Annotated in this window: 10 protein-coding genes; 6 read left to right on the forward strand and 4 right to left on the reverse strand. The window is 36.3% G+C overall.

Going from position 1 to position 9,129, the window contains the following annotated elements:
- Window positions 1-91: 91 nt before the first annotated feature.
- The 4 genes from LB467_RS18010 to LB467_RS18025 form a co-directional block, all read right to left on the reverse strand.
- Window positions 92-658, reverse strand: a complete 567-nt coding sequence (locus tag LB467_RS18010) for a carboxymuconolactone decarboxylase family protein (protein ID WP_224475469.1) — start codon at window positions 656-658, stop codon at window positions 92-94.
- Window positions 659-718: 60 nt separating this feature from the next.
- Window positions 719-1,393, reverse strand: a complete 675-nt coding sequence (locus LB467_RS18015; protein ID WP_224475471.1) for a cytochrome c biogenesis CcdA family protein — start codon at window positions 1,391-1,393, stop codon at window positions 719-721.
- Window positions 1,394-1,951 (reverse strand): peroxiredoxin family protein, encoded by a 558-nt coding sequence (locus tag LB467_RS18020; protein WP_224475473.1) that lies wholly within the window; start codon window positions 1,949-1,951, stop codon window positions 1,394-1,396.
- Window positions 1,952-2,042: 91 nt separating this feature from the next.
- Window positions 2,043-2,639, reverse strand: coding sequence for a TetR/AcrR family transcriptional regulator (locus LB467_RS18025; protein WP_224475474.1), 597 nt, complete (start codon window positions 2,637-2,639; stop codon window positions 2,043-2,045).
- A gap of 743 nt (window positions 2,640-3,382) precedes the next feature.
- Here LB467_RS18025 and LB467_RS18030 point away from each other — a divergent pair.
- The 6 genes from LB467_RS18030 to mobB all read left to right on the forward strand — a co-directional run.
- Window positions 3,383-5,167 (forward strand): 2-keto-4-pentenoate hydratase, encoded by a 1,785-nt coding sequence (locus tag LB467_RS18030; RefSeq protein ID WP_224475488.1) that lies wholly within the window; start codon window positions 3,383-3,385, stop codon window positions 5,165-5,167.
- A 125-nt stretch (window positions 5,168-5,292) separates the two neighbouring features.
- The gene (locus LB467_RS18035) at window positions 5,293-5,541 is read left to right on the forward strand and encodes a hypothetical protein (protein ID WP_224475499.1); all 249 of its coding nucleotides are present in this window, start codon (window positions 5,293-5,295) and stop codon (window positions 5,539-5,541) included.
- A 926-nt stretch (window positions 5,542-6,467) separates the two neighbouring features.
- Window positions 6,468-6,815, forward strand: coding sequence for a single-stranded DNA-binding protein (locus tag LB467_RS18040; RefSeq protein WP_224475502.1), 348 nt, complete (start codon window positions 6,468-6,470; stop codon window positions 6,813-6,815).
- Between the two features lie 75 nt (window positions 6,816-6,890).
- On the forward strand, window positions 6,891-7,340 hold the full coding sequence (locus tag LB467_RS18045; RefSeq protein WP_224475504.1) for a JAB domain-containing protein: 450 nt from the start codon (window positions 6,891-6,893) through the stop codon (window positions 7,338-7,340).
- A 661-nt stretch (window positions 7,341-8,001) separates the two neighbouring features.
- The gene (locus tag LB467_RS18050) at window positions 8,002-8,379 is read left to right on the forward strand and encodes a BfmA/BtgA family mobilization protein (protein WP_224475506.1); all 378 of its coding nucleotides are present in this window, start codon (window positions 8,002-8,004) and stop codon (window positions 8,377-8,379) included.
- An 11-nt stretch (window positions 8,380-8,390) separates the two neighbouring features.
- On the forward strand, window positions 8,391-9,129 hold a 739-nt coding region (gene mobB, locus LB467_RS18055; protein ID WP_224475508.1), incomplete at its 3' end, for a MobB family relaxase.

Raw genomic sequence — 9,129 nt, forward strand, 5'->3', positions numbered from 1 at the left:
ATTTCATAGACATTTTTTTAGCAATATATTTTTTGAAATTGTTTAAAATAGGAAAGTCAATTTGTTGACTTTCCTATTAATTTAAAACTTACTACAACTTATTCCCGGCAAAAGCTTCGTCAACTTCAGTATGGAAAATATGGTTGGAATAATTACTTATCGTTTTTACGGCCTGTGCCAGAATAATAGCAAGGATCTGTTTTTCAGAATATCCGGCGTCCAGGAACTTTTTAGCCTCTTCTGGAGTTGGATTTCCTCTGCTTTCATTCATCACTTTAGTGAATTCGTGCAGGGCTCGTAATTTATCATCTTCAATTTTATTACCCTGTCTAATGGCTTCAATAACATCTTTTGGGGTTTTTGAAACATTTTCAGCTAAATAGCTATGGGCTGCGGTGCAATATCCACAGGAATTTGCAATACTGATGGTTAGTAATACCACTTCCTGTTCCGCAGGTGTGAATCCGCTGTCCTGTCTAAACTGATGATAGCCGGAATCATAAGTATTCTGCAAGGCCGGTAAATTCACCATGTTATTATACATGTTAGGAATCATCCCGTTAGCTTTTTTCGCCTTTTCAAGGATTTCCTTTTGTTGCTCGTTAGCATCTTCTAGTTTTACCGGTTTTAAACCGATCTTGTACGTTTGGTATGACATAATTTAAATTTTTAAGATTAAACATCAATTAAAAAAGCGCTATACATATGGCCTTTAGCCTTAAAATTCAAATAGCGCCATTTGATAATAGATTACATATACTCCTGCGATAATGAGCAGTACAGCGGTAATCTTTTCCATATATGGAAGTATTTTTCTCAGGTTTTTCAGAAGAAAATCCTTGGCAAAAATGGCCAGAAGAATAGTTAGGATCATCATTCCGCTTATTCCGGCAAAATAGGCCAGGATATAAGAACTACCTTCCCAAACTGTTTCTGCGGCCATCGCCTGGGTCGCTACTATTAAAAACAAGGGGAACAGGCATCCCAGCGCACCAATAGCATAACCAATTCCAAATATAAAAGCCTCAATAGCTTCTGTCTTCGGGTTTGAATTCTGGATATTAAAAGAAAATGAAATACTCTTACCTATTAACATTAGAATTCCAAGGATAATTAAAATAGCTCCCATCCCAATAGTGATCCATTTCATGTAATCTTTTAAAACCTGACCTGCCAGTACAATCATTGCCCCGGCCAGACTATAGATTATCAGGATTCCCAGTATGCTAAGCGATGCCAGCTTGAAGCCCCTGCCTAAACGTGCAGAAATGTTCGAACGGCTATCGGGATTTCTGGAAATAAAGGCGAGAATATATCCGGGCAACAAAGCCACGGCACAGGGAGCTAAAAACGCCAATATGCCCTGTAAAAATGAGAATCCTATAAAATCCATTTAGTTTAGCAATTGCTCAAAAAGATTGCGGTATTCTTCAGCTGTAAGTACTGTTTTATCTTTTTGAAATTCTACATAACCTTCTTCATTAATACCAACTGTAGTAGCCTGGCTATCTACTCCAAAATCTATCATCACCTGAGGGGTGCCTTTAACTAAAGGGAAGTCCAGGTTTTTTTCTTCTGCCAGTTTGGTCATTACTTCCTTATCATCTGTAGGGTCTATACTTATTGCTACAAAATTTACTCTATCCTTATATTCCGGGTAAACTTCTGCAATGGCGGGCCAGTTTTTAGCGCACATTGGGCACCAGGATGCCGTGAAATAGATCATCGTAGGTTTATTCTCTGCCAGGGATTGTTCCAGGCTTATTTTTTGGTCATCTATAGTAGTGACCTCAAATTGCGGTGCCTTTCTTAAATTGTTACTTTCATTTTCTTTTACCTGTTTTACAATTTCTTCCTGTTTTTCTGAAGATTCAGAATTACCGAAGTTACAGGCTGAAAAAAGGAATAAAGCGATTAATGAAAGAACGCTTATTTTGATAGTGTTGAACATAATATTTAATTTTAAGTGTATAATTTGCGAGAATTCATTTCTCTATTGCAATAATTTTTCTGAAATAATCTTTACCTACAACAGGCACATTTTAGAGTTGGTTAATGTAATCTTCAAGGGCTGCCTTATATGAATTCCAGTTTAGGTCATCACTGTATAGTTTGCGAATACCGCGCATTCCTTCAAAAGAACTCACCAGGTAAATGGCTGCTTGCTGTGCATTGGTTTCTGGCTTAATGGAACCGTCTTTATGACCTCTTTCAATAATATTAACCACCGCATTTACCCAGGTGTCTATAAGATCTTTTAAAGCTTTGTTTAACAAATTCTGTGATCCGCCTATTTCATTGATTAAATTATTCACCGGACAACCCATTAGTTTTTCATCACTGGTAAAAGTTTGGAACTTGTTCAAGAAAGTAGTTTGTAGAATAGTTTTAGCTTCGCCTTCGGCATATAAAGGAGCAATCATTGCATTGTAAATCATGGTGTTTAATTCTGCTTTTACCACCAATACGCCTAATTCATCCTTGTTTTTAAAATTGTGATAGAATGCACCCTTAGACAATCCGGTAGCTTTCATAATTTCATTAACGCTGGTAGATTTGAATCCATTCTTATAAAAATGCTGAAAAGCCTTTTTGGTTATTAATTTCCGGGTAGCTTCTGTTTTTAATTCCTGTTCCATACTGCAAAGCTAATTAAAAACATTCTATATAGAATGTTTTTTGGGTTGGCTTTAACAATAAAGTGCCGAGAGCTTATCTGAATTTATAAGTAGGGAAAACCTATTGCTATTGAAAAATCCTAAGATTGTTATGGAATGGCTTCTAAGATGAATATGATACTATACATCCCGAAGCCTAAGGAGAAATAATTCAGGTATACAATGGAATTAATAGTTAAATAATATATAAAGCTTAGATAAGAGAAGACCGTTTAAAGTAATTTTTAGACGGTTTCTTTTTTGCGCCATAATATGTAGAAGTTGTGTTCCAACTTGTTCTGATATGTGAAGATATTACGAATGCAGTGTTGTACAATTATAAAGCCTCTTTCAATTTGAAATGGAAGGACTCTTTTTATTTAAGGAGTTTTGAATTCTTCACATCTTTTGAGAATAATTCCTGATTGATTCTCTGTAAATACAATTTTTCGCTCTCTTTTTACTTCAAAGCTTTCTCCAGAGTAATATTCGAAACTAACAGGATGTATTTCCCAATCAGAGAAGTTATAATTACCGTTAATTATTTTAAAGTTTATTGGACTCTCTGTGCTGTAAACAGTTAAATTAAGCCAATACGGGAATTCCCCCATCCCAACCTTTTGTCTGTGATATTACCTTTATAAATCAAAAAAATGCTCGAATTGATATCAAAAGTTGGAATTACAATTAACCATTATAAATATTAATAACTAAATTTTATTAGGATGAGAAATTTTAAACTAAAATTGATGTATTTGGCAGTGTTTGCCTTAATTTTTACCTCCTGTAGTAAGGATGAAAACACCGTTAACAATGAACAGGGAAGTGTTACGCTCACCTTCGGAACTGCCCTCCAGGATTTCAGTAGAGCTGTGATAAACAAGCAAGAGATAGGAGCTGATGTAGGCGAATGTATTGATGGAGATCCTGCTTTTGCACAAATCACTATTGAATATGGAGATAGTGATACAGAAGTAATGGTTGTAGTACCTATATTAGAGGATGCCAACGGATATTTTACCGGCTATGATGAAGATCTGGAAATTCCGGTAGCTTCGAGCGAAACACATGTTTCTGTTAGTCTAACTGATTTTGTGGTTTGGACAGATGATGACAGTGACGGGGAACCGGATAATGTTTTATGGGTCGCCCCCAAAGTTGGAAGTGAGTATGCTCAATTTGTTACAAATCCTTTGGGTGGAGCTGCCAGTACCTGGAATCTAAGGGCGGGATCAAAAACCTATCTTGATGTGGAAGTGCTATGTGTTGATGACAGGGATGTAAACCTATACGGTTATCAATTCTTTGATATAGAAGCAACTGAAGTTATCGAGTTCTGTATATTTGGGAACTACTGTGATGAAAACGGCAGGCATTATTCTGCACTCTACAGTGTGAATATATGGTCTTTTGAGAATGGAGTAAAAGGTAATCTTCTTCACGAAAACCTTCAAAACACGATGGATATGGAGAACGGAGATTATTATACTTCCCCGGTTTGTATGTTTTTACCTGACGGTGCCGGTATGGACGAGTATTATATTGAAATCACTTTGCGTAATTCAGATGCTTACGAAGAAGTAGAAGAAAGAATAATACGAGCAGGGGTTATTAACGATGACGATGTTAGAGGTCTAATGGATGGAGATGACAACGTAGACTACTACCACTTTCAAGAAGGAAATTGCGGTGATATTGGTGATTCACCAGATCTTTTAGGTTCTGAATTATTTGATTTCATTGATGATTATGCCGGTTCTTTTTTCAATATTGAGCCTTTCCCGGCTCTAACCCCCATGTTTCCGGATATGACGATCAACGATGCGTATGATTTTCAAGATAGGTTAATCAAAGAATTGGAAAATAGAGGTGTCGGCACATTAACCGGTTATAAACTAGGGTTTACTGGGGATGAAAGACCCTTTGGAGCTCCCAAACCCATATATGGACGAATCTATTCCAGTTTTGAAGTTCCTAATGGTTCAACATTAAGCTTAAGTGAAGATTTCATTGGTGGCTCTGTTGGGTTTGAAGTGGCAATAATAATGGGCAGAGATGTTACATCTGCTATTAGCCCAGAAGAAGCAAAAAATGCGGTCAAAGCCATTGCTCCAGCTTTTGAATTTGCAGACTTTGGATTTACTCCAAATAATATGGTAATTGACTTTAGGGACATCATCGCCACAAATAGTGCTGCACGTACTTACATCTTGGGGGAAGAAACACAATTAGAAAATTTGTTAAATCAAGACATTGATCCTGATGAAATTGAACTATTAGGTACCTTGGATAGAAATGTTATTCTGGATGCTAAAGTTGGACTTCCTTTGGATGGTATTTTTAAAGCAGTCTCATTTTTAAGTGCAGAATTGGCTTCAAGGGGTGAATCTTTGAAAGCTGGTGACATTATTTTGACCGGAGCCATTAGAGGAGATCAGAATGAAGGTTTAGGTACTTATGTAGGAGATTATGGTATTCTTGGAACTATTCAATTTACTTTAGTTGAATAGTTAAACACCGAGCCCTATTTCTTAAGCACAAACTGTAGTTGGACTTAATTTTCCATTTATAGTTTGTGCTTTTTTTATTATAAGTATGAAGCATTTCTGAAATTAGAGCCACAATTATTAAATACATGTTGCTGCCCATTGTTGAAGGGTTATCATTTTATGGTGCGGTTTTACTTAATCTTTTTGAGCCTGCAGAAACCTGGTCTATAGCCGACGCCAGTAAAAATGTAGGTTTTGAGCGAACCTTTGAACTTGGAGAAGAAGAGTTCGGGGAAGAAGGGGAGTTTATAAGTCGGGAAAACTTATTGCCATTGGAAAATAATACAATAGTTCCCATAGCATGCAAAAGCACCTCCCCCTTTTTGCATAATTAAAACCCCTATTTCTGATGCTTCCGCGTGTGCAGAAACTACCATTGCGTTGGGAGTCACCAAAGCTTTTGAAGATTGTGGAGTTGAAGTTAGTAGCTTACCAGAGTCTTTAGACAATGTAAACCAAGGAAATTAAAATCAGGATATATATTCTCATAGAATGTTGATTGGGAACCAAATTTAAATTGAATCTGTTGAAACCAACAAATGTATATGACTTCTGGAAGTAATCAAATTATATAATGAAATTGGCGTGCAAAATACTTAATAATGAATTTTTCAGGGGAACATAATACTGGCAATACTTGTGCAGTCAAGTCGGATTTGAATCAGACTTAAAAAGGATGATTTATTTTCAGTACCCGGTCAGCACATTACCACTCCACTACGTGAAAAGCTTCATTTCGGGTAAAGAGCTTTCCTGTGAGAATCTTGGGCACTTTTTCGCTTTCTACTTTAATTCCTCTTTTTCTTCTTGCCTGATTCCTTCTAGAGTACCTAAACGCTGTTTTTTGACCAAAAAAAAGAAGCCCGCTTTATAGGAATTCCATTCTTGCATTTACTTTGCTTCCGGTTGTTTTTCAATTTCAGTAGTTCCATTTACTTCCCGGACCGTTGCTGTTTTTTTCCTTTTTTATAATGCAAAATACTAATATTTAGAAGTTAGTACGGACTGCATAAGCCAGTCGCTTACTCCTTTTTATAAGTCCTTCCTAATTCTAAATATTCAAAATGTATCAGCATCAAAAAAGGGAACAGCAAACGGCTCTATAGGAAGTAAATCAAAAAATAAAACTTATGAAATCATTTCAAAACAACATACCCGGAAGCGAAGTAAAAAAATCAAAAAAGGAAAACGCTCCGGATATAATAAGTAAATCAATGTTTAACCTGTCTGCTGACAAAGCAGATCTTTAAATCTTTTAATTATGAGTAATCTAAGAAACCAAGTACAGTTAATCGGAAATGTGGGCAATGCCCCCGAAACCAAAAACTTTGAAAGTGGTAAAAAAGTATGCAGTTTTTCACTGGCTACCAATGAATTCTACCACAAAGAAGGCGAGAAAATCCAACAAACCGACTGGCATAATGTAGTAGCCTGGGGAAAACAGGCGGAACTTATTGAAAAGTATGTCGATAAAGGAAAAGAAGTTGCCATTCGCGGCAAACTGACTTCCAGATCCTATGAAACCCAGCAAGGGAAAAAACGATATGTTACCGAAGTTTTGGTCGATGAGATCCTGTTTTTAGGAAGTAAGGAAAATACCGTTGAGTAATTTTAAAAAGTAAAGAGGGCGCTACCGTGGAAGTTTTGCCCTCTTTTTTCACTAAACCTATATAATAAGCTAATAATGAAAAACAAAGTTAATGAAATATCGATAAGCTACAGTGGAAGTATAAAAACAAATTTACTTCCAAAAATAAACAGTTCCAGATGTGCGGCAGCATTGGCATTTGAACAGTGGAATAAAAATAATATTGAATTGCAGGAAACCTTTAAAATTATATTGCTTAATAATGCCAACAGGGTTAAAGGAATCTATGAAGTTTCTAATGGAGGTATTACCGGGACCCTGGTCGATGTTCGAATCCTATTCGCAGTAGTATTAAAGTCCTTAACCACGGCCATAATTTTATTGCACAATCACCCCAGCGGAACCCTCAGACCAAGTGAAGCAGATAAAAGCCTGACCAGGAAAATCAAAAATGCTGCATCATTTTTTGATGTTAAAGTCCTGGATCATATTATTCTTATTCCTGACGGTAATTACTACAGTTTCGCAGATGAAGGAATCCTGTAATTTTTACTTAGTAATTTTCTTACCGTATTTAAAACACTTCTATTTTTTAGAGGTGTTTTTAGTTTAAATCTTCGCTTATATATTGCCAGAGACAAAAATAGTTTTAAAGGAAAAAATATTAAAAATATCGTGTTAGGTAATACGGTCACCAGGGAGGAAGTAATTCAAAACCTATTCTAAATTAAAAAAGGAAAATCCATAACTAACTAACAGGATTTTCCTTTCTATCATTAATGAAAAATTACAATGATTATAAATATAAAAAAAATATGTTTCAATTGTGAATTCTTTGCCTTGATTTTATAAAAAAAATGTATCTTTAATTAGCTGAAATTCAGCTTTCAAAATTTAAGCAGGTTATCCATTTTTTTGACTTTCGCCGATAATCCTGTACATCAAAATATTATATCACAGGAAATTTTTCCCTGGAATTGGCAACTGGCTTTAGCCAGGTTGTATGCAAATTTTGTCCCGCCTTGCGGGACGAAAAGGAATAGCAAGAGGGTAACGGGCAAAGCCGCGTTTCTCATTCCTTTTTAAGTTTAAACAATTGATTATCAGTTAATTAAAAATGATTAGTTTTTTCTAATTATTGCTATTTGCGACAAATGCCCTGTCAAAGCCCATTTTTAGGGAAGAATTTGCGACAAATCGGCGAATTATGGATTCATTTATCGGCATTAGATTTAAGAAGGAAACTGCAAAACGTTTCCAGGAATTTTCAAGGAAACACTTCAAATCCCACACGGAAGCAATGGCTACGATGCTGGATTTTTTCTTCTACAATGAAATTTCTCCCAAAGAAAAGTTAGGGCCCACAGGAAGGACAATAGAACAAACTTTTAAAAAAAGAATTAACGCGGTGATCGCCATTATGAGGGATATGGAAAAAACCCAGACCAAACCTACGGTGGCTATGATCCAGTCTTTGTTTGAAATGGAAGAACCTAAAAAGAAACCACTTCTACTGGAAAAAAAACAGGTGGAGGAAAAACAGGTGCAATTCCGGGAGAAGAAAAATTATAATAATAACATGTAAAACCCGGAGCTATGTATATCACCATCTCCCCGCAAAAAATAGGAGGGAACTATTCCAAAAGTGCTGCAGACTTTGTAGCCTACCTGGAAAAAGAAAACCAGGAATTAACACCTGACGAAATGGAACATTTCTTCAATCAATACGAGGACAATATCTCCGCTGATAAAGTTACCCGGGAAATTGACGGGAACACCGCTAAACTCGAAAAAACCGAACCCAGGTTTTATTCCATTACGGTAAGTCCATCTAAATATGAACTTAAGCAATTGCAAAATAACAGTGAAGACCTGAAAAAATATACCAGGGAACTGATGAAGGATTATGTAGCTTCTTTTAACCGGGAAATAAATGGGCGCCCGGTCAGTATAGATGATGTGAAATACTTTGCTAAAATTGAACATTCCCGAAGTTTTAAGGGTAGTGATAAACAGGTACGGGAAAACCAGCCTTTTGCTTCTGAAATACTGAAGCTTAAATGTGAGGTCCGAAAAATTAAGCGGGGTGAAATGCAAGGTAATATAACGCATCGGGAACAACGTATAGCACAATTAGAAAAACAAGCTCCACACAAACAAAACGGAGAACGTATCGTCCAGGGTATGAAAAAGGAAGGCTCCCAAAGTCATATTCATATTATTGTCAGCCGAAAAGATGCCTCTAACAGGTTTAGCCTTTCGCCGGGTAGTAAGTACAAAGCCTCCTCGGTAGAACTAAATGGTAAAATAGTGCGCAGGGGGTTTGACCGGGATT

The organism is Salegentibacter tibetensis (genome assembly GCF_020164485.1).
Classification (GTDB): Bacteria; Bacteroidota; Bacteroidia; order Flavobacteriales; family Flavobacteriaceae; genus Salegentibacter; species Salegentibacter tibetensis.